The sequence below is a fragment of the Leclercia sp. M-A074-M genome (genome assembly GCF_965195605.1).
Classification (GTDB): domain Bacteria; phylum Pseudomonadota; class Gammaproteobacteria; order Enterobacterales; family Enterobacteriaceae; genus Enterobacter.
Map to the genome: position 1 here is coordinate 430,340 of NZ_CBDAHM010000001.1, position 21,035 is coordinate 451,374.

At 56.5% G+C, this 21,035-nt stretch carries 22 protein-coding genes; 8 read left to right on the top strand and 14 right to left on the bottom strand.

From position 1 onward, the window contains the following. Window position 1 precedes the first annotated feature (1 nt). Both gspD and gspC read right to left on the bottom strand, forming a co-directional pair. Window positions 2–1,912 carry a type II secretion system secretin GspD gene (gene gspD / locus ACOKCT_RS02145; protein ID WP_420193116.1) on the bottom strand — a complete coding sequence of 637 codons (1,911 nt, stop codon included), beginning with the start codon at window positions 1,910–1,912 and terminating at the stop codon, window positions 2–4. A gap of 13 nt (window positions 1,913–1,925) precedes the next feature. Next, complete coding sequence (gspC, locus tag ACOKCT_RS02150) at window positions 1,926–2,657, bottom strand: type II secretion system protein GspC (RefSeq protein WP_103181054.1); 732 nt, start codon at window positions 2,655–2,657, stop codon at window positions 1,926–1,928. A 304-nt stretch (window positions 2,658–2,961) separates the two neighbouring features. Here gspC and ACOKCT_RS02155 point away from each other — a divergent pair, with 304 nt between their 5' ends. Beyond that, a complete protein-coding gene (locus ACOKCT_RS02155) occupies window positions 2,962–4,539 on the top strand; it encodes a peptidoglycan-binding protein (RefSeq protein WP_420193117.1) in 1,578 nt (525 codons plus the stop codon). After that, complete coding sequence (locus ACOKCT_RS02160; protein ID WP_263951062.1) at window positions 4,539–5,192, top strand: hypothetical protein; 654 nt, start codon at window positions 4,539–4,541, stop codon at window positions 5,190–5,192. The genes ACOKCT_RS02155 and ACOKCT_RS02160 overlap by 1 nt, the downstream gene beginning before the upstream one ends. Here ACOKCT_RS02160 and ACOKCT_RS02165 read toward each other — a convergent pair. The 3 genes from ACOKCT_RS02165 to ACOKCT_RS02175 form a co-directional block, all read right to left on the bottom strand. Beyond that, window positions 5,186–5,809, bottom strand: a complete 624-nt coding sequence (locus ACOKCT_RS02165; RefSeq protein ID WP_103178873.1) for a helix-turn-helix domain-containing protein — start codon at window positions 5,807–5,809, stop codon at window positions 5,186–5,188. The genes ACOKCT_RS02160 and ACOKCT_RS02165 overlap by 7 nt on opposite strands. Before the next feature lie 253 nt (window positions 5,810–6,062). Continuing rightward, complete coding sequence (locus ACOKCT_RS02170) at window positions 6,063–6,893, bottom strand: N-acetylmuramoyl-L-alanine amidase (protein ID WP_420193118.1); 831 nt, start codon at window positions 6,891–6,893, stop codon at window positions 6,063–6,065. Next, window positions 6,890–7,213 carry a heavy metal-binding domain-containing protein gene (locus tag ACOKCT_RS02175; protein WP_103178871.1) on the bottom strand — a complete coding sequence of 108 codons (324 nt, stop codon included), beginning with the start codon at window positions 7,211–7,213 and terminating at the stop codon, window positions 6,890–6,892. The genes ACOKCT_RS02170 and ACOKCT_RS02175 overlap by 4 nt, the downstream gene beginning before the upstream one ends. Window positions 7,214–7,328: 115 nt before the next feature. On the opposite strand from ACOKCT_RS02175, the gene ACOKCT_RS02180 reads away from it, so the two are divergent. The 6 genes from ACOKCT_RS02180 to artJ all read left to right on the top strand — a co-directional run bounded on the left by ACOKCT_RS02180 (window position 7,329) and on the right by artJ (window position 11,860). Continuing rightward, the gene (locus tag ACOKCT_RS02180; protein WP_156654182.1) at window positions 7,329–7,847 is read left to right on the top strand and encodes a lipoprotein; all 519 of its coding nucleotides are present in this window, start codon (window positions 7,329–7,331) and stop codon (window positions 7,845–7,847) included. A gap of 237 nt (window positions 7,848–8,084) precedes the next feature. Then, window positions 8,085–8,813 (top strand): arginine ABC transporter ATP-binding protein ArtP, encoded by a 729-nt coding sequence (gene artP / locus ACOKCT_RS02185; RefSeq protein ID WP_039029538.1) that lies wholly within the window; start codon window positions 8,085–8,087, stop codon window positions 8,811–8,813. Between the two features lie 19 nt (window positions 8,814–8,832). Continuing rightward, entirely contained in the window at window positions 8,833–9,564 is a 732-nt protein-coding gene (gene artI / locus ACOKCT_RS02190) for an arginine ABC transporter substrate-binding protein ArtI (protein ID WP_103178869.1), read from the top strand. Between the two features lie 6 nt (window positions 9,565–9,570). Further along, window positions 9,571–10,287, top strand: coding sequence for an arginine ABC transporter permease ArtQ (gene artQ, locus ACOKCT_RS02195; RefSeq protein ID WP_103178868.1), 717 nt, complete (start codon window positions 9,571–9,573; stop codon window positions 10,285–10,287). Beyond that, window positions 10,287–10,955 (top strand): arginine ABC transporter permease ArtM, encoded by a 669-nt coding sequence (gene artM / locus ACOKCT_RS02200; protein WP_039029540.1) that lies wholly within the window; start codon window positions 10,287–10,289, stop codon window positions 10,953–10,955. Before artQ ends, artM begins: the two co-directional genes overlap by 1 nt. 173 nt (window positions 10,956–11,128) lie before the next feature. Beyond that, entirely contained in the window at window positions 11,129–11,860 is a 732-nt protein-coding gene (gene artJ / locus ACOKCT_RS02205; protein ID WP_420193119.1) for an arginine ABC transporter substrate-binding protein ArtJ, read from the top strand. Window positions 11,861–12,007: 147 nt separating this feature from the next. Here artJ and ACOKCT_RS02210 read toward each other — a convergent pair whose 3' ends face one another. From ACOKCT_RS02210 to ACOKCT_RS02250, 9 genes are all read right to left on the bottom strand, one after another. Continuing rightward, window positions 12,008–13,462 carry a sensor histidine kinase gene (locus ACOKCT_RS02210; protein ID WP_159339229.1) on the bottom strand — a complete coding sequence of 485 codons (1,455 nt, stop codon included), beginning with the start codon at window positions 13,460–13,462 and terminating at the stop codon, window positions 12,008–12,010. Then, the gene (locus tag ACOKCT_RS02215; RefSeq protein ID WP_103178865.1) at window positions 13,459–14,151 is read right to left on the bottom strand and encodes a response regulator transcription factor; all 693 of its coding nucleotides are present in this window, start codon (window positions 14,149–14,151) and stop codon (window positions 13,459–13,461) included. The genes ACOKCT_RS02210 and ACOKCT_RS02215 overlap by 4 nt, the downstream gene beginning before the upstream one ends. Window positions 14,152–14,308: 157 nt before the next feature. After that, window positions 14,309–15,436, bottom strand: coding sequence for a 23S rRNA (uracil(747)-C(5))-methyltransferase RlmC (gene rlmC / locus ACOKCT_RS02220; protein WP_420193120.1), 1,128 nt, complete (start codon window positions 15,434–15,436; stop codon window positions 14,309–14,311). 40 nt (window positions 15,437–15,476) lie between these two features. Next, the gene (locus tag ACOKCT_RS02225) at window positions 15,477–15,965 is read right to left on the bottom strand and encodes a YbjO family protein (RefSeq protein WP_103178863.1); all 489 of its coding nucleotides are present in this window, start codon (window positions 15,963–15,965) and stop codon (window positions 15,477–15,479) included. A 59-nt stretch (window positions 15,966–16,024) separates the two neighbouring features. After that, entirely contained in the window at window positions 16,025–16,870 is an 846-nt protein-coding gene (gene potI / locus ACOKCT_RS02230) for a putrescine ABC transporter permease PotI (RefSeq protein ID WP_103178862.1), read from the bottom strand. Further along, on the bottom strand, window positions 16,867–17,817 hold the full coding sequence (gene potH / locus ACOKCT_RS02235; RefSeq protein WP_263951066.1) for a putrescine ABC transporter permease PotH: 951 nt from the start codon (window positions 17,815–17,817) through the stop codon (window positions 16,867–16,869). The genes potI and potH overlap by 4 nt, the downstream gene beginning before the upstream one ends. 9 nt (window positions 17,818–17,826) lie before the next feature. Next, entirely contained in the window at window positions 17,827–18,960 is a 1,134-nt protein-coding gene (gene potG, locus ACOKCT_RS02240) for a putrescine ABC transporter ATP-binding subunit PotG (RefSeq protein ID WP_103178860.1), read from the bottom strand. A gap of 96 nt (window positions 18,961–19,056) precedes the next feature. Beyond that, window positions 19,057–20,169, bottom strand: coding sequence for a spermidine/putrescine ABC transporter substrate-binding protein PotF (gene potF, locus ACOKCT_RS02245; RefSeq protein WP_420193121.1), 1,113 nt, complete (start codon window positions 20,167–20,169; stop codon window positions 19,057–19,059). Between the two features lie 349 nt (window positions 20,170–20,518). Continuing rightward, window positions 20,519–20,995 (bottom strand): YbjN domain-containing protein, encoded by a 477-nt coding sequence (locus ACOKCT_RS02250; RefSeq protein WP_103178858.1) that lies wholly within the window; start codon window positions 20,993–20,995, stop codon window positions 20,519–20,521. Between the last annotated feature and the right edge of the window lie 40 nt (window positions 20,996–21,035).

Consider the following 21,035-nt stretch of genomic DNA (forward strand, 5'->3'; position numbering starts at 1 on the left):
CTTACCCTTTAAACGGATTGCGCGGGGCCGCAGTGGCGGAAGTGCCCTTAGACGGATAGGCCGGTAGCACCGCTGTGTCATCGTTAGAGACAATGCCCAGCTTTTTCTCCTCCATGCGCTGCTGCTGGCGCGCGCGGATCTGGTCATATTTTTCCTTCGACGAGGCGCTGTAGCTATCGTCATCCCGCAGAACGGTGGTATGGATAAAGACCATCAGGTTACGTTTCGAGGTATCCTGGGAGGTGTAGCGGAACAGCTGTCCCACCAGCGGAAGATCCCCCAGCAGCGGCACTTTCGAGACATTCTGTTTGGTGACGTTCTCCATTAACCCGCCGAGCACTACCGTCTGCCCACTGTGCACCATCACTTCGTTATTGATGGTACGGGTGTTGAAGGTTGGACCGAGGCTGGCATCTTCCGTCGCGCTGGCATCCACGCTGGAAACTTCCTGCTCAATCTTCAGGTGGATGATGTCACCGTCGTTGATCTGCGGAATAATTTTCAGCTTGGTACCGACCGTCTTACGCTCCACCGAGTTAAAGACATTATCGCCGCTGGTGGTCTGCGAGCCGGACAGGACCGGCACATCCTGACCCACGTTGAACGACGCCTCTTTGTTATCCAGGGTGACCACACTCGGGGTTGAGAGAATGTCGTTTTTACCGTCAGTAGAGAGGGCGGTCATCAGCGCGCCAAAATCACCGTTAAAGAAGCCGGTCGCCATACCGGTAAAGCTGGTCCCTTTCATGGTACCGTTCTTGATCTGGCTGATTGGCAGACCGGTGGCACCAAACTGCACGCCGCCATGTTTGCCGGTCCACTGCACGCCAAGGTCGAGGCCGTTGCCGTCCTGCACTTCGGCAATGATCGCTTCTACCAGCACCTGCGGACGGCGGATGTCGAGTTTGTCGATCACTTTTTCCAGCGAGTTCATCACGTTAGGCTGGGCGGTGATCACCAGTGAGTTGGTGGCCTCGTCGGCAGTGATATTCAGATCGCTGCTGGCGGAGGCCGTTTTGCTTTTTGACGCTGGCGCTTTGTCTTTCAGCTGTTCGCCAATGCCGGTGAGCACCGGCACGACTTTGCTGGCATTGGCATATTTCAGATAGAAAACGCGGGTATTGCCCTCGTTGTTCTGCTCCCGATCGAGCTCACTTACCAGCGACCGGGTGCGCGCGCGGGCCTCTTCCGAGCCACTGATCACCAGGCTGTTGGTCTCGTCATCGGCAACGACTTTCGTCGCCAGCTGCGGCGCGTTCTGCCCTTTTTGCTCTTCGTTGTTGAGATTGTTCAACATATCGGAGAGCGCTTTGGCTGAGGCATAGCGTAGCGGTACGATTTCGCGACGCTGCATGCCGGAGCGATCGACCCGCTGGACCAGATCCACCAGCCGGTTCACCACCGAGGCTTTACCGGTCAGCAGCAGCACGTTAGAGGGTTCAAAGTGGACCACGTTACCAATGCCGGAGGCATCGTTCAGCTGGCGCAGCAGCGGCGCCAGCTCACGCACCGGCACATTTTCCATCCGCACCACGCGAGTGATAATCTCATCGCCTTTGCCGGGATGCTGACTGTCCGCCAGCGGCACGCCCGCGGTACGCGCCACCGTGGAACGCACCACTTTCACCATGCCGTTATCCATCGGGATCACCGACAGACCGTACAGATCCAGCACGCTCAGGAAGAACTGATAGTATTCCTCTTCCGTCAGCACGTTATAGGTCTTAACCGATACGTTGCCCTGCACGGAGGGATCGACCAGAATGGTTTTATTAAGGTTGCGCCCTACCGTATCGATAAATTCACGAATATCGGTGTTCTTAAAACTGGCGCTGAAGTTCGCCGCCATCACCGAACTGGAAATAAAAGAGGCGGCAGTCAGCGCGAGACATGCCCGGGGAAATTTCTTCATCTCATTACACTTGTTAATTGGTTAATACATTAACCCGAATATTTTCAAGGTGAGCGTGGCGTCTGACTACGACTTCCGCTTCTCTCATTTTCGACCAGCTGGCAATAATACTTTTTGCCTGCTCCGCTCGCGTCATATCGACGGAATTCACTTTCACTACCACATCCCCCTTTTCCAGCCCGCTCGCGCTAAAAAAGGAAGAGGCATTTTTGGGCTTGATTTGATAGCCTTCGAGCTGCCCTTTTTCGATATAGGGTTTCAGCACCAGATAATCGTCAAGATGGACATTATCCGCCCCGGCATCGCCTTTAGGCTTCAGTGCGGGCGAAGAATTGATGTCGCCTTTGAAATAGTCAGGGCGTTTTAACGCCAGCACCTGCCGCTCGCCCTCGTAACTCACCACCACGTTATCGGGATTAATTTCATCGATGTAGGCATCGTTGTAACCGGGCAGCGGGTCGCCTTCACGCAGACTCTTCTGCCCGACAGGCGTTTTGATAACGGCGAAGGAGAGCCACGCTTCGTCGCTGTTGATGATGCCGTCCACCTCGGCAGAAATGCTCTTTTTTGCCGCCTGCTGTGCCACGGGTTGGTTAACCGCTGGCTGGAAAAGGGCAAAGTCCTGCTCTGACTGTCGCATGCGGGAAAGCGCGGGTGCCTTATTCGGGTCGGAATTGGCCGCCTTTTTATACGCTTTAAATACGACATATCCCTGCTGGCCGCTAAATATCAGCAGAACAAACATTACGCATGGCGCAATAAACCGGGAATAGAGCTGCATTTTCATTTTTAATAGTGACCTTTTAGTCAATGCAGAAGTTAGCAGCCTGGCGCTGCACCTGAAAACTCTGAAATAGTAATAATGATGTGCCTCCCGCTCCATCGGGTTTGCCGCTAACTTTAATACAGAAAAATATTGACCAGATAATTAACCGATGTTAGTCAGTCGACGCAGGTTATTTTTCTCCTCACGCAAAATTGACCCTTTACCGCGCTTCCCTTACTTTCCCGGGTGACATTTGGTCAATGAAATAGATCGGTGAAGCGTTATGTTCCTCAGCCATTTTAAATTTACCCGCCCCCCCTTCAGGAGCGCAGCCCGCCCCTGCGGCAGTTTCTTTGCGGCCTATCATCAGGATGTCTTCGGCATGCTGGCAGAGAAATCAACCGTGCCCGGGATTGTGGCGCTGTTTGGCGATGACGAGGCACTGCTCAACACCTTCACCGGACACCTACTGGCGAACGCCTCCGCCGGGGTTGCCGTTAACGTTTTTCCAAAGCTGAGCGCGAAGGGGCTGCTGTATAAACTCAGCGCCCAGACCAAAGAGGCCAGCAACAAAATTCAGGCTGTTGACGCGGTACTGCGCCAGTGGCACGAAAAATACCCAGCCAGCAAAACGAGTGGCATGGTCGTGACCCTCTCCGCCGTTCAGGCGATGCGCGATAACGGCTGGGAGGCGCTGGGCATGCTGCTCTCCCGGGCGCAGGAGTGCGATCTGTCGTTGACGCTGGTCCTGACCGGTACCCCTGATCAGGATGCGCGTCTGATGAAGCACTCTGGGCTGGCGTCCCGGGTGCATACCCGCCATACCCTGCGCCCGCTCACCTGTCGCGAAGTGATGCGCTATGTTGAGGCGCAATCGCAGGAGCATGGGGCGGAAACGTCTCCCTTTACCCCTGCCCGCATACGCCGGATGCACGCCCTGACCAGAGGATCGGTGAGCCAGCTGAACGCGCTGGCGCACCTGTCGCTACTGGCGGCCTGGACCGAACGGGCGCCCGGCGTGGGGCCACGCCATTTACGTCTGGCGGCGGGTGAAGTGCTGCCGCGCAACACCCATCGCAAAACCCTGGCGACGGTCGGCCTGTTCGCCAGCGTGCTGTTTGCCGCCTGCGGATGGTATTTCTCGGGCGCCATCACAGCGAAACTCCCCGTGCCGCTGCCTGTTCCGGCAAGCTGGAAACAGACAGTCCGCACACCGCAGGCGCCGGTTCTGCCGACCCTTGATAAAGAGGTGGTGAATGCGCCGGACGCCATGCATCAGCTCTACACCATGTGGGGGTACGATCCCTCAACGGACGAGGCGCTTTGCCAGAATGCCGCCCGGGTGAATCTCATCTGTAAACAGGGCAACGCCTCGCTGCAGGCGCTGGAAAAAGAGGGCTATCCGTGGGTGAGTGAACTGAAAACCGGCGATCACCTGAACTATGCGGTGGTAGCCCGCGTTGGGGCAAACTCGCTGGATCTGCTGCTGAATAATCGCACCTGGCAGGTGAAGCGCAGCTGGTTTAACGCCCACGCCACCGGGAATTACACGTTATTGCACCGTCTGACCCCGGCAGGACAAGATATGGTCGGCGCCGCCAGCAGCCGCCAGGATCTGGCCTGGATTGATACACAACTCAGCCAGGCGCTGCATGAACCCGAAACCCATGCTCACACCTGGACGCAGACGCTGGTGCAGCGCACCCGCGAATTTCAGGCCCAGGCAAGGCTGAACGTTGACGGTATGCCGGGGGAAGAGACGCTGATGCAGCTAATGCGGGCTAATAACACTATTCCGACGGTTCTCTCCCCGGTCGCTGACACCGCACCGCATGTTCTGGCGCAAGGAAAAACGCACTAATGTCTACTATATGCCTCGCTGCCCAGCGCAGCTTTAATACCGGCGAGGCGGTCTGGTTCTCTTACCGCCTTCCCGCGTTGCATAAAATCGCCTTCCGAACCCTGGCCTGCTTATGCTGCGTGGGGGCCATTTTGATTGCCGGGCTGTACGCCCATCTCTACTGGAATCTTCGACATCCGGCGCCGATCCCCAAACCGGTGAGCGTGGCGCAACCGGATACGCAGCTTTCGGAGATGCATTATGTTTATGTCTCAAAACCGTTCCCGGAACCGAAACCAAAAGCTGCGGAGTATGCCGCACCACCGCTACCGTCAGACGATCCGTTGATGATGGATAAGTCATTAGACTGGCAGCAGGCTCCGGACAATGACATTTCCAGTGAACCGTTGCCCGATACGCATACCGCCCGGCAAGAAACAGATGCCGATTCACTAAAAGAACGGTTTATGCAGGCGCTGAAAGAGCAGCAGCAAGATTATTTGCAGGGAAAGATACCGGATGCGCCGGTTGATGAGACGCAATATGATTCTGAGACGACGAATCGGGTGATAAATGAGACGGCAGCGTTAAAAACAGAAAAAATAGATGCATCGATGCGAAAAAAATCTCCACAGGCGTTAACCCATGGAGATATTCGTAATGGTTATCAGTAGCGTTCAGGCAGGCTGGTGATATTTATTAATTTGCCTTTTTCAACCACAATGTAATGACCTTTTTTCAGGTCTGAGAGAATTTTAATAATGGTGCTGCGCGCCAGGCTGGTGTATTCCTGAATATAGTCATATACGTTAATATCACGATTCTGATGAACAATCAGGTCATTAATTTCGAGGAGGAATTCCCGGACTATAGAATAAGCGCTGCGGGCTACCAGAATATCATCGCGCTTGCTCAGTATGTCGATATACCAGATCAAGTACTGGCTGAATTCTGGCCAAAGGTTTTTCTCGCTAATAAGACGTTCGAACTCATCACGTCTGATGGTGCGAATGATGGTGGTATCGCGTACCAGACCGTACATGCGGGAGGCGGTGTTATAGATGGCTGAGATGCCTAAAAATCCGGCCTGACGCATGGTAAACATACTTAACTCGTCAGAGTTACGACGAATTTCGATTTCACCGCTGACCATCACATGAACATATTGTGAATCGGCGGTAATAATTTTCTGCCATTTTTTTAATGTTTTTTCAGGATAATCCGCCGTAGCGGCAACAAGGGCGTCAATCGCCTTTTTCGGTCGATTATTTTTACAGTATACGTTTAACATTATTATGCCTGTTTAATTTTTTTATGGATAAAGCAGCCCACTGCGTCAGAAACGTCGCAACAGTTAATTCAATATAATTTTGCTGAGAATGACTATCAAATAATATTTGCTCTACCTAATAGTTAGCAAGCTATATGTACATATTATATTCGGGTAATTTTAAGTCAATTAACTAAAAATGAATCACAAATGAACCTAAGATTAATCTTAAGGTCGATACAGAGAAAACTACCTCAATAGTGATAGTCGAGGCTTATCCCTGGCCATATTTTTCAAGTAACGCTTCGGCGATAGCAATTGTTTCTCTATCAGAAACACCATTCCATACTTGCGGTCTGAAATGCATCTGAAAAGCCATAATAATGCGCTTTTGCTGTGAGGGCGAAATATTATCTGGAACATCATATCCGTAGCGAGATAATAAACTGAGGAGTGTGGCACTGTCTGCGGGTTGATAAGGCGGTTGCCCGTTCAGATAAAACGCCACCCGGGCCGGATCCGGCCAGGCGCCTATCCCCTGCTGCGCCAGCGCCTGCCAGGGGAACAACGGACCGGGATCGTCCTTGCGCTGCGGGGCGATGTCCGCGTGGGCGACCACGTTCTGGGGTTTGATGTCGTAACGCTGGATAATATCTTTCGCCAGTGGGATCAGGGCAGCGATCTGCGCCGGTTCGAAGGGAACAAAGCGTTTCTGGCCGTTAATTTTTTGCCAGCCGCGGTTTTCCAGCTCAATGCCAATAGAGGTGTCATTAATACGCGTGGCGCCACGCCAGAAGCTGACGCCGGCATGCCAGGCCAGATCCCGCTCCGGCACCAGCTGCCAGATCCGCGGTTTTCCTTTATGCAGGGGCGGGATCGCCGGGATCAAATAGTGGGAGCTGACGTTTTTATCGGTCAGGGTGGCCAGCGAGCTGTCAAAATCGTCGGCGGTGTAATGGATAACCAGCACCTTAACACGCGGATAGGCCGCCTGCGCCTGACGCCGGGTGTCCAGCTCATAGGCCCCTTTCTCGACAATCCCTTTTTCTGCCGCACAGCCTGCCAGCAGCAGCGCCAGCAGGAGGGGTGCAAAAGCCTGCTTCATCGGCGCGTTTTCACCGCCGTACCGCTGACGCTAACCATCAGCATGCTGGCATCTTTGCCGACGGTTTCGTAGTCGATATCGATCCCCACTACCGCGTCAGCCCCCATCGCCTTCGCCTGCTCGCCCATCTCCCTGAAGGCAATTTCACGGGCTTTACGCAGCTCTTTCTCATAGGCGCCGGAGCGGCCACCCACGATATCGCGGATGCCGGCAAAAAAGTCGCGGAAGACGTTGGCGCCGAGTATGGCTTCCCCGGTCACCACGCCGCAGTATTCGCTGATGGGTTGTCCTTCCAGAGTGGGGGTGGTTGAAAATTGCATCCTGATCTCCTTTGCGCGGTTAAGGGCCTAAGCGGTTAAGAACAAAATCATTATCTGCTCGTTACGCTATGATTTAAAGGTTAGTTAATTATTGCAGCCTAATAAGGAAATCATCATGCGCTATTCTGCTTTGACGCTTTTAGTGCCTTGCGCGCTGCTGCTCAGCGCCTGCACAACGCCAGTCACCCCGGCCTTTAAGGAGATCGGTACCCGCAGCGGCAGCTGCATCACCGGCGGGCCGGATGCCGTGGCTCAACAGTTCTATGACTACCGCATTACGCACCGCAGCAATGACCTCACCGCCCTGCGCCCCTACCTGAGCGACGGCCTGGCCCAGCTGCTGAGCGATGCCAGCCGCGATCCGCAGCACCGTAACCTGCTGAAAGACGATCCTTTCTCCAGCCGCACCACCGCGCCTGAAAAAGCAGAAGTCTCCAGCGCATCGACCATCCCGAATACCGATGCGCGAAATATTCCGCTGCGCGTCAAGCTGACGCAGGGTAGCCAGACCTGGCAGGATGAAGTGTTGATGATCCGGGAAGGTCAGTGCTGGGCTATCGACGACGTGCGCTACCTGGGCGGCACTGTCCACGCCCCGGCTGGCACCCTGCGCCAGTCGATTGAAAACCGCTAAACGCGCGCGTTTCAGACCGTTAACCAGGGGAAAACCCCGTAAAATGTCTGGCATTTCGCGAGGAATGCCGACATTTATTCTCGTCGACCTGCCCTTCCGCTATTTTGTGCTATGTTTAGGTATGGATACGGTTTATATTTAACTTTTAACGCAGTTATATTGCATAACTATTCTGTCAACGGTACTATTTGCGGCCTCAATTGCTATAGATTGCCTGGATGAGTAAAGACTGCCCCGATGAGTATTCAACTAAACGGCATTAACTGCTTTTACGGCGCACACCAGGCGCTGTTCGACATCACCCTGAATTGCCCTGAGGGCGAAACGCTGGTTCTGCTTGGTCCCAGCGGCGCGGGTAAAAGCTCGCTGCTTCGCGTCCTTAATCTGCTTGAAATGCCCCGCTCCGGTACGCTGGATATTGCGGGCAACCACTTCAATTTTGCGAAAGCCCCTTCTGAGAAAGCGATCCGCGATCTGCGCCAGAATGTCGGCATGGTCTTTCAGCAATATAATCTCTGGCCGCACCTCACCGTGCAGCAGAACCTGATTGAAGCGCCGTGCCGCGTGCTGGGCCTGTCAAAAGAGCAGGCGCTGGCACGTGCCGAGAAGCTGCTGGAACGTCTGCGCCTGAAGCCCTACAGCGACCGTTATCCGCTGCACCTTTCCGGGGGCCAGCAGCAGCGTGTGGCCATTGCCCGCGCCCTGATGATGGAGCCGCAGGTTCTCCTGTTTGATGAACCCACCGCCGCGCTCGACCCGGAAATCACTGCCCAGATCGTCAGTATCATTCGCGAGCTGGCGGAGACCAACATTACCCAGGTGATCGTGACTCACGAGGTGGAAGTGGCGCGTAAAACCGCCAGCCGTGTGGTCTATATGGAAAACGGTCATATTGTGGAGCAAGGGGATGCGCGCTGCTTTGCCGAGCCGCAGACCGATGCATTCAGAAATTATCTGTCTCACTAATCGAACCGAGAGAACGACAATGAAAAAAATAGTGATTGCCGCGCTGCTTGCCAGCGTTAGCCTCTCTGCCACCGCAGCACAGACCATCCGTTTTGCCACGGAAGCATCCTACCCTCCGTTTGAGTCTATGGATGCGAATAACAAGATTGTGGGCTTTGACGTGGATCTGGCGAACGCCCTGTGTAAAGAGATCGACGCCACCTGTACCTTCTCCAACCAGTCTTTCGACAGCCTGATCCCAAGCCTGAAATTCCGTCGTATCGACGCGGTGATGGCCGGTATGGACATCACCCCGGAACGTGAGAAGCAGGTTCTGTTCAGTACGCCGTACTATGAGAACTCCGCCCTGTTCATCGGTCAGAAGGGTAAATATGCCTCTATCGACGCGCTGAAAGGCAAGAAAGTGGGCGTGCAGAACGGCACCACCCACCAGAAATTCATCATGGATAAGCACCCGGAAATCACCACCGTGCCTTACGACAGCTACCAGAACGCCCGTCTGGATCTGCAGAATGGCCGTATCGACGCCGTCTTTGGTGATAACGCGGTGGTGACCGAATGGCTGAAAGCGAACGACAAGCTGGCCGCGGTGGGCGATAAAGTGACGGATAAAGACTACTTCGGCACCGGTCTTGGCATTGCTGTTCGTCAGGGCAACACCGAGCTGCAGCAGAAATTCAACACTGCGCTGGAAAAAGTGAAGAAAGATGGCACCTACGATTCCATCTACAACAAATGGTTCCAGAAGTAAGATCTGATGAACGAAATTTTTCCATTAGCAAGCGCCGCCGGGATGACCGTCGGCCTTGCCGTTTGTGCGCTGATCATCGGCCTGGTGCTGGCGATGATCTTTGCCGTGTGGGAGTCGGCTAAGTGGCGACCTGTCGCCTGGGCCGGCTCAGCACTGGTGACCCTGCTGCGCGGCCTGCCGGAAATTCTGGTGGTGCTGTTTATTTACTTTGGCTCCTCGCAGCTGCTGCTGACGCTGTCGGACGGCTTTACGCTCAATCTGGGCGTGGTGCAGATCCCGATTCAGATGCAGATTGAAAACTTTGACGTCAGCCCGTTCCTGTGCGGTGTGATTGCCCTCTCCCTGCTCTACTCCGCCTATGCCTCGCAAACCCTGCGCGGCGCGCTGAAAGCGGTGCCGGTGGGACAGTGGGAGTCTGGTCAGGCGCTGGGGCTGTCGAAAACCGCCATTTTCTTCCGTCTGGTGATGCCGCAGATGTGGCGTCATGCCCTGCCGGGGCTCGGCAACCAGTGGCTGGTGCTGCTGAAAGATACCGCGCTGGTGAGCTTAATCAGCGTTAACGACCTGATGCTGCAAACCAAAAGCATTGCCACCCGTACTCAGGAGCCTTTTACCTGGTACATCGTGGCGGCGGCCATCTACCTGGTGATCACGTTGCTCAGTCAGTACATTCTCAAGCGTATTGATCTGCGTGCGACGCGTTTTGAACGGAGACCAGGCTGATGCTTGAGTATTTACCCGAACTGATGAAAGGGCTGCATACCAGCCTGACGCTGACGGTGGCCTCGATTATCGTGGCGCTGATCCTGGCGCTGATTTTTACCATCATCCTGACGCTGAAAACGCCGGTGCTGGTGTGGATTGTGCGCGGCTATATCACCCTGTTTACCGGCACGCCGCTGCTGGTGCAGATCTTCCTGATTTATTACGGCCCGGGCCAGTTCCCGACGCTGCAGGAATATCCGGTGCTGTGGCATCTGCTCTCGGAGCCGTGGCTCTGCGCCCTGCTCGCCCTCTCGCTGAACAGTGCCGCCTATACCACGCAGCTCTTCTACGGCGCGATCCGCGCCATTCCGGACGGCCAGTGGCAGTCCTGCGGCGCGCTGGGGATGAGCAAGAAAGATACGCTGGCGATCCTCCTGCCTTACGCCTTTAAACGCGCCCTCTCGTCATATTCCAACGAAGTGGTGCTGGTGTTTAAAAGTACGTCACTGGCCTACACCATCACCCTGATGGAGGTGATGGGCCACGGACAGCTGCTGTACGGTCGTACCTACGATGTGATGGTGTTTGGCGCCGCAGGTATTATCTACCTCATCGTCAACGGCCTGCTGACGCTGCTGATGCGTCTGGTTGAACGCAGAGCCCTCGCCTTCGAACGCCGCAATTAAAACTGCATATGTTTGATTTAAGAAAGACGGGAAGCCCTTAAACCTTCCCGTCTTTTTTATTTTCCAATTAATATTTAATCATTTTTATTGCATATAAATTCATTAAGTGGCAATGTAACTCCCAGCCGCAGACACGGCACATAATGACAAGATTGACAGACGGGAGCTTCATCATGAAAAAGTTAGTTCTGGCCGCTTTACTCGCTACCTTGGCCGCAGGCGCCTCTGCTGCCGATAAAATCAACTTCGGTGTTTCTGCGACCTATCCACCGTTCGAATCACTGGATGCCAGCAACCAGATTGTCGGGTTTGATATCGACCTGGCGAAAGCGCTGTGCAAGCAGATGCAGGCCGAGTGCACCTTTACTAACCACGCTTTTGACAGCCTGATCCCGTCCCTGAAATTTAAAAAATATGATGCGGTGATCTCCGGCATGGATATCACGCCGGAACGTAGCAAGCAGGTCGCCTTCACCGAGCCGTACTACGCCAACTCCGCGGTGGTGATTGCCAAAAAAGGCCAGTACACCTCCTTTGAGCAGCTGAAAGGCAAGCGCATCGGCATGGAAAACGGCACCACGCACCAGAAATACCTCCAGGATAAGCACCCGGAAGTGAAAACCGTCGCCTATGACAGCTACCAGAATGCGATTATCGACCTGAAAAATGGCCGTATTGATGGCGTGTTTGGCGATACCGCGGTGGTGAACGAGTGGCTGAAGACCAACCCGCAGCTGGGTACCGCCACCGATAAAGTGACCGATCCGCAGTACTTCGGCACCGGCCTGGGCATCGCAGTTCGTCCGGATAACAAAGCCCTGGTAGAGAAACTGAACGGTGCCCTGAAAGCGATTAAAGCCGACGGCACGTATCAGAAAATCAGCGACCAGTGGTTCCCGCAGTAAGCCTGTTTTGCCGGGTGGCGCTAATGCTTACCCGGCCTGCGAATGGTGCTGTCTGATGCCCGGTGGCGGCTACGCCTTACCGGGCCTACGGATGGTGCGGTTTGTGGTTTTGTAGGCCGGGTCAGGCGAAGCCGCCACCCGGCGTTTTTATAACGGCACATAGAAGCGAAAACGCGCCCCTTTCGCCGCCTCCACCAGCCTGATCCCCCCGCCGTGCAGTTCCAGCATTCTTTTGACGATCAACAGCCCCAGCCCGCCGCGATTATCCCGCGACGCCTGCTGGCTCAGCGCTGAAGGCCGCATAAAGAGATCGGCGCGCAGGTGTTCATCCACCCCCGGTCCGCTGTCGTTGACTTCCACCTGCAATTGCTCGCCCTCCAGCCACACCTTCAGCCCGATCTCACCGCCCGGCGGCGTATGCCGGATGGCGTTATCCAGCAGATTGGTGACCACCCGCTCGATCATCGACAGATCGGCGTTGATCATCGGCAGCTGGCGCGGCACGTCGATATGCAGCCGCAGCTTGCGCGTCTCTACCGCCAGGTCAAACTTTTGCGCCACGTCGGAGATGAGCTCCCCGATAGCAAAGCGCTCGCGCTGGGGCTTGATGCTGCCGTGCTCAAGGCGCGCCAGCTCAAACAGCTGCTGCGACAGATGGCGCACTTTATGCCCCTGACGCAGGGCAATGGCGAGATAGTGCTGCGTCTCCTCTGCGGATAGCGTACCCGATTTCAGCGACAAAGTTTCCAGATAGCCCAGCAGCGCGGTCAGCGGGGTACGCAGATCGTGGGAGATATTGGCGATAAACTCCCGGCGCTGCCGGTCGCTGTCGGCCAGCTGATCCCACTGGCTGGCAATCTGCTGCGCCAGTTCGATAAAGGTGTTGCGCAGCAGGGCCACTTCATCAGAGGGCGCGGTCTGTATGGGCTGGGTGGCAAGCTGCTTGATGACGTGCATACTCTCGCGATCCAGGCCGCTCACCTCGTCGGTTAACTGCTTCACCGGCCGGGTCACCCAGTACCAGACCAGGCCGCCCGCCAGCGCGCCGAAAAGGGCCACCAGCAGCAGCGACCAGAGCACCGTGCTCCAGAGCGTTTTCTGCCATGCCTGTTCCGCCAGCGCATTCAGCTCTTCACCCTGCAAAATGATGTAGAGATAGCCGCGCAGCACGCCGTCCTGATGCAGCGGCACGGCGCTAAAGACCTTCTCTCCCGTCAGGCTGCGCGGGTCGTCGCCGTAGACCGGCATCATCCCGCCGCTCAGGAACTGCTGTACCGGCGCAACGGCGAGGCGCTGGCGTTTGATATGCCCCGGCGGCGCGGCATCGGCAAGGATCTGCCCGTCCGGGGAGAGGATGTAGAGTTCCACGCTGGGGTTGTAGGTCATCAGCCTGTCGAACAGCGGCTTGAGACGGGAGCGATCCACCTGCCCGTGTGCATCCAGCAGGGTTTCGCGCTGGGCAATGTGCTGCGCCAGCCCGCCGGAGAGGCGCTGCACCATGGCGTTGCCATACTGCATGCTGGTCCAGAGCTGCACCGCGCAGGCCACCGCCGCACAGCCTGTCAGCAGGAGGATGAAGATCAGGGTGAGACGGCGGATCATAGCGGGCGTTCCGCAAACAGATAGCCTTTACCCCAGACGGTGCGTATGATCTCCGGCTCGGCGGCATCTTTCTCAATTTTTACCCGCAGACGATTGATATGGGTGTTGACGGTGTGCTCGTACCCTTCGTGCTGGTATCCCCACACCTGTTCGAGCAGGGCGAGCCGGGAGAAGACCTCGCCTGGATGGCGGGCAAAAAAGTAAAGTAAGTCGAACTCGCGCGGCGTCAGGTCAACCACCTCGCCGCGCAGCAGCACGCTGCGGGCCAGCGGGTCGATGGTCAGGCCGTGGGCATTAATCAGCCCGGACGTTTGCTGCCCCATCGCCTGCTGACGACGGAACAGCGCCCGGATGCGCGCCACCAGCTCCTGCACCGAGAAGGGTTTAGCCAGATAGTCATCGGCCCCGGTTTCCAGGCCCAGAATACGCTCGGTTTCGCTGCTGCGGGCGCTGATGATAATCACCGGCAGGTAGTGGTCCCGGGCGCGGATCGTTCTACAGAGGGTCAGCCCGTCAACGTTGGGCAGCATCAGATCGAGGATCACCGCGTCCCAGTGAGGTTGCCCGAGCAGCTGCTGCGCCCTGCCCCCGTCCGCTTCATGGGTAATCACGTAACCTTCGTCTTCTAAATTGAGGCGCAGTAATGCGGCGATATCGCCGTCGTCCTCCACCAGCAGGATATGCTTCATCGGTCAGCCTTATTGAATCTTAACTGCTAAAGCTTACCCGATTTCCGGGGAGGGAAACGTTCACATTTTGTTTAAGATTGTCGCCGGGTGGCGGCTACGCCTTACCCGGCCTGGGAAACCGTAGGCCCGTGCAAGCGTAGCGCCGCCGGGCAAGGTCTCAGGATTTAACTAATAGCGTCAGCACTTCATAGTGTGCAGTATGCGGGAACATATCGAACAGCTGCACCCGCGCAATCCGGTAACCGGGCAGGTCGCGAATGTCTTTCGCCATCGTCTGGGCGTTGCAGCTGGAGTAGATAATAAACTCTGGCGCCATCTGGCTCAGGTAGTCACACAGCGCCCTACCGATACCGCGGCGCGGCGGGTTTACCAGCACCAGCTCCGGCACGTTGCCCTGGCCGGTGGCGAACTGCGTCGAATCGAGCGCCTGGAAGTGCAGATTCGTCAGCCCCAGCTCCGCGGCGGACTGGGTGGCACAGGCGATCGCCTCGGCGGAGATCTCAATCCCGGTCAGCTGCATCTGCGGGGTGGCGCAGTGCAGGCCAAAGCCGCCGACGCCGCAGAAGAGATCCCACATATGGTTAACCGGCAGACCACGCACCCAGTCGCGTGCGGTGGCGTACAGCTCGCTTGCCACGGTCGGGTTGGTCTGGAAGAAGCTCTTAGGGCGGATCCACAGCGGCACGTCGTTAAAACGCTCTGCCAGCGCCTGAGCGTCGGTGAGGAAGATCTCCTCTTCCCCTTCCATGATCGCCATATGCACCGGCTGAATATTGGCGGTAATCACCTTCAGCTGCGGCAGCTGTTCCTTTAGCCACGGCAGCGCCGCGCGCAGCTGGGGCAGCTTGGCCTCAGAGCGCAGCACAAAGCGCAGCATCATCCCGCCATCAAGCTGGCTTTCGGTGAGCAGAATGTACTTTAACTCGCCGCGCTTGCGTTCCACGTTGTAGGGCGTCAGGCCCGCGCGGGCAATAAAGGGTTTCAGGGCGGCAAAGACCGGCGCGAACGAGGCCGGATAGAGCGGGCAGTCGGTCAGATCGACAGGGGTGCCGTCGCGGTGCAGCATGCCGAGCAGCGGTTTTTCGACGCTGCCGCTGACCACCATTTTGGCTTTATTGCGAAACGCCTGCTCCGGCCCGCTAACCGGCGCGCACCACTCCGCCACCGGCAGGCCAGAGAGCAGCGTCTGCAAATCGTTCATTTTGGCGGAAAGTTGTGAAGAGACCGGCTGCGCTATCCACTGACAGGAGCGACAGCGACCGGCATCATAGAGTGCGCACTGCATAACGAAACCTTAATACGTCTGGGGGTAGCGATTATACACGTTATTGCAGACGGAAAAACCGTCGGCTGGCCGCAGGCACAAACAGCAGGCCGAGCACCAGGATGTCGGGCAGTTTTTGCATCACCAGAGTGTGGAAAATCTCGCGCTTTGACTCGCCAGGGATGCTGAACAGCTCGGGATAGCCGTAACCCAGCGAGGCGGACCACAGATAGCCGGTGGCGGTGATCTGGGTCAGCAGGTAGATAATCCGCGCCCAGTTACGCCCTTTCACCAGCGAAAAGGCGCAGTAAATTTCGATAAAGACCAGCATCAGGCTGGCGAAAAAGACCAGCGTCAGGCTCCAGGTCTGTACGCTGCGGTGAACAAATTCGCTCAGCCCGCGCATCCCCAGCGTATTGAAAATCATAAACACATCGAGGCAGCGGATCATGATAATGGCGAGCGCCGCCACCTGCACCAGTGCAGGAACGTTCAGACGGGCATGCGAACGGCTTGTTTTCGTGAAAAATCCCAACGTGATGTCTTCCATGAAACGATGCCGCGATAACGCGGCATCTTAATTTCGCTTCTTTGCAGATTTTAGGAGCTTCAGCCGCGTCTTGCACGCTGGATATCGCGCTGACGCTGTTTTTCAGACCGCGCCATCAGATACCAGGCAATCAGCCCGATGATGCCAACCACGCCGAGAATCAGCGTCGCCAGGGCGTTGATCTCCGGGTTGACCCCCATGCGCACGCTGGAGAAGACCAGCATCGGCAGCGTGGTGGCCCCCGGGCCGGAGACAAAGCTGGCGATCACCAGGTCGTCCAGCGACAGGGTAAAGGCCAGCAGCCAGCCGGAGATCACCGCCGGCATGATCATCGGCAGGGTGATGATGAAGAAAACCTTCAGCGGCGTCGCCCCGAGATCCATCGCCGCCTCTTCAATGGAGTGGTCCAGCTCGCGCAGGCGCGAGGAGATGACCACCGCCACATAGGCGGTACAGAAGGTGACGTGGGCCAGCCAGATGGTGAGCATGCCGCGATCGGACGGCCAGCCGATGGCATGCCCCATGGCGACAAACAGCAGCAGCAGCGACAGGCCGGTGATGACATCGGGCATCACCAGCGGGGCAGTGATCATAAAGGCGAAGCCGTTGGCCCCGCGAAAACGACCAAAGCGCACCATCACCACCGCGGCAATCGTGCCCAGAATGGCCGCCATCGTCGCCGCGCAGGCGGCAATGGTCAGGCTCAGGCCCACGGCGCTCATCATCGCCTCGTCGCGGAACAGCTCGCCGTACCAGCGCGTGGACCAGCCCGCCCACACCGTCACCAGCTTCGAGCTGTTAAAGGAGTAGATCACCAGCATCAGCATCGGCGCATAGAGGAAGGTAAAGCCGAGGACCAGGATCAGGATCCGCCACGGAGAGCGCACTACCGGTAAATTGTTCATCCGTGATCTCCCATCTGTTTCTGCTGGTACTTGTGGAACCACATGATCGGCACGATCAACAGCAGCAACATCACGATCGCCACCGCCGAGGCCACCGGCCAGTCGCGGTTATTAAAGAACTCCTGCCAGAGCACGCGGCCAATCATGATGCTGTCCGGGCCGCCGAGCAGTTCCGGGATCACAAACTCCCCCACCGCCGGGATAAACACCAGCATCGACCCGGCGATAATCCCGCCCTTGGTCAGCGGCACTATCACGCTGAAGAAGGTTTTCATCGGACGGGCACCGAGATCCAGCGCCGCCTCCACCAGCGAGTAGTCGATGCGCGTCAGGGCGGTGTAGATAGGCAGCACCATAAACGGCAGATAGGCGTAGACAATGCCGATATAGACCGCCAGATTGGTATGCAGAATGGTCAACGGCTGATCGATCACCCCGAGCCAGAGCAGGACGTTGTTCAGCACGCCGTTGTTTTTCAGGATCCCCATCCAGGCATAAACGCGGATCAGGAACGAGGTCCACGAGGGTAAAATCACCAGCAGCAGCAAAATGTTACGCGTCGAGGGCTTGCTGTGCGCCACCGCCCACGCCAGCGGGTAGGCCAGCAGCAGACAGCAGATCGTCGAGACAGCTGCGACCTGCAACGACTGCAGATAGGCCTCAAAATAGAGCGGATCCTCGGTCAGCTGCAGGAAGTTGCCCAGGTTGAGCATGATCGACAGCTGGCTGTCCCCCCACTCCAGCAGATCGCTGTAGGGTGGTATCGCCCGCGCCATCTCCGCCAGGCTGATTTTGAACACAATCAGGAACGGCAGCAGAAAGAGCAGGATCAGCCACAGATAGGGCAGCGCGATCACCAGCTTACGCCCGTGGGCCATTTGCATACGGGTCAGCCAGCTGGTATCAATGCCCGCCGCTACGCGGGTCGCAGGTTCAGGTTTGTTCATCGCCCTTCCTTATACCGTCAGCACAACGCAGCTATCGGCTTCCCAGCACAGACGCACTTCGTCACCCCAGGTTGGCAACCCCTTGCGGTAGCGGAAGGTGTTCTGCAATTGCGCACTGATCATCTGCCCGCTCTTCAGGCGGACATGGTAGATGGAGAGATCGCCGAGGTAGGCGATATGCACCACCTCCCCCACGGCAAAGTTGTAGCCATCCGCGGGCGCCTCTTCGCAGAGGGTGATTTTTTCCGGGCGCAGGGCCACGTAGACCGGCACGTTATCCACTACCGAGTTGTCCGCCGCCACTTTCAGGGGATGGATCAGCCCCGGTGAGTCAATCACCAGCCCGTCCTCTTCGCGGCTTTTCAGCAGCCCTTCAAATACGTTCATGGAGCCGATAAATTCGGCGCTGTAGCGGGTGGTCGGGTGCTCGTAAATCTCTTCCGGCTCGCCAATCTGCACGAACTTGCCGCGGTTCATGATGGCGATACGCCCGGCCATGGTCATCGCCTCTTCCTGGTCGTGGGTTACCATCACGCAGGTCACGCCCACGCGCTCGAGAATATCCACCACTTCCAGCTGCATACGGTCGCGCAGCTTTTTATCCAGCGCCCCCATCGGCTCATCGAGCAGCAGCAGCTTTGGCCGCTTCGCCAGGCTACGGGCCAGGGCCACGCGCTGACGCTGGCCGCCGGAGAGCTGGTGCGGCTTGCGCTTCGCAAACTCCTGCATATGCACCAGGCTCAGCATTTCGGCCACGCGGGCGGTGATTTCCGCTTTTGGCAGTTTGTCCTGCTTCAGGCCAAAGGCGATGTTCTGCTCCACGGTCATGTGCGGAAAGAGGGCATAAGACTGGAACATCATATTGATCGGGCGCTGATAGGGCGGCACCCGGGAGAGGTCGACGCCATCCAGCATAATCTGCCCGGCGCTGGGCTGTTCAAACCCGGCGAGCATGCGCAGCAAGGTCGATTTCCCGCAGCCAGATGCGCCAAGCAGAGCAAAAATTTCACCTTTGTAGATAGTCAGGCTGACATCATCCACGGCATTCTGACCATCAAAGGATTTGGTCAGGTTACGGATTTCCAGCAGCGGGGTCAGCGCTTTACGGGTTTTCGCCTGCGGGCGGGGGATCGCGTCGTTCACGGGGTGCTCTCCGGCATCAATCAAAATGGTGCAGGCGCACCAGAACGGTGCGCCTGTTGCCGGGGGCGCTACGCTTGCCCGGCCTGCGACGAACGGTTATTTACCGCTTTTCACTTTCGTCCACGCACGGGTACGGACGCGGTCAATTTTCGGCTCCTGCACGCTCAGGGTAAACATCTTGGCGCGCACCTCTGCCGGCGGGTAGATCCCCGGGTTATCACGCACTTCAGTGCTGACAAGCTTCGTGGCCTCTTTGTTGCCGTTGGCATAGAAGACGTGGTCAGAGATGTGGGCGATAACTTCCGGACGCAGCAGATAGTTCAGGAACTGATAGGCTTCCTCTTTGTTTTTTGCATCGGCTGGCATCGCGAAGACGTCAAAGAAGGCCATTGCCCCCTCTTTCGGGATTGAATAGGCGATATTCACGCCGTTTTTCGCCTCTTTCGCGCGGTTCGCCGCCTGCCACACGTCCCCTGCCCAGCCGATGGCTACGCAGATATCGCCGTTTGCCAGATCGTTGATGTACTGGGAGGAGTGGAAGTAACGGATATTTGGACGCAGCTTCAGCAGCAGGTCGGTGGCCGGACCGGTGTAGTCATCCGCTTTGGTGCTGTTGGGATCTTTGCCGAGATAGTTCAGGACGGTGGCAAAAATCTCTTCAGGCGCATCAAGGAACGACACGCCGCAGCTTTTCAGCTTCTCGAGGTTCTCTGGCTTCAGCACCAGGTCCCAGCTGTTTACCGGCGCATCGGCACCCAGCACCTGTTTCACTTTCTCGACGTTATAGCCAATGCCGGTGGTGGCCCACATGTACGGCATGGCGTATTTATTGTCCGGATCGTGTTTGGCGATAAGCTTCAGCAGTTCGGGGTCGAGATTTTTCCAGTCCGGCAGTTTGCTTTTATCCAGCGGCTGGAACACGCCCGCAGAGAGCTGACGTTCCAGGAAGCTGGCTGACGGTACGACCAGGTCAAAGCCGGTGCTGCCCGCCATCAGTTTGCCTTCCAGCACTTCGTTAGAATCGAAGACGTCATAGACGACTTTAATCCCGGTCTCTTTTTCAAAATTGGCCACCGTATCCGGGGCGATATAATCAGACCAGTTGTAGATATGCAGCGTTTTTTGCTCTGCCGCCAGCGAGCCTGCAGAGACCGCCATCAGCGCGCCCGCAACCAGACCCGATAACCATTTTTTATTTAAAGCGATCATAGCGTTAATCCTTCTGAAAGCACGTTAACAAACGCACTAAAAATGAACACTCTTAGCCTATGCAAGAAACGTGCATAATTTATCACTCCGCCTGTAGCAGAAGATGTTACTCAGGTGGCTGTATCTGCTCGCGTTTAACAGCATCGCAAGAATAAACTGTAGCTTGTCTCCGTAGCTATAGCTCAGATTAAAAAACGCCTTTTAACAATTTTTTATGCAAGAAGTATCTATGTGATAAGCCGAATTGGCGGGATGGCGGTGAATAATTCTTTAAAGAAAGGTTAAAGTCAGCAGAAAAACGGGTGTTATGCAGCCGCCACAACAGCGACTGCCTAAATGTCAGACAGCTTTAGTGCAGAAAATTGCCCGCAGATTCAGGCTGCTCAGCGCCCTCTTCGGCGTTGTAGAGCAGATGATGGGCGCTGGCTTCCAGCATCACCATAGAGATCTGCTCTTCGCTCTGCTGGATAAAGGCCGCGAACTGCGGGAAGGTCAGCCCAACGGACGCGGATAAAGACTGGCAAACCACCAGCTTTGGCAGATTATCATCCTGTATATCGAGAAATGCTTTTACCGTCAAAGAACTGGCATTGATGGCGGACAAATCCGATGCTAAGGCCAGCAGCGCCGAGGGTTTGACCTCCGCCAGCGCGGAGAAAAGAATGACGTCATTGATCAGATCGAGCTTGGCATCGAACACGCCGTCAAAGTTTTGCATGTGCGGCAGGTGCAGCGCCTGGCAGGTGTCGCATTCAAAAAAGCTGACGCCCATGTTGTCCAGCCAGTGGCGTAACGTATCAAGTGTCGGTACTACAAGTGAATCCATAACGGTGGAACCCCTTCAAAAAAATAGTGCCTGGCCCAGG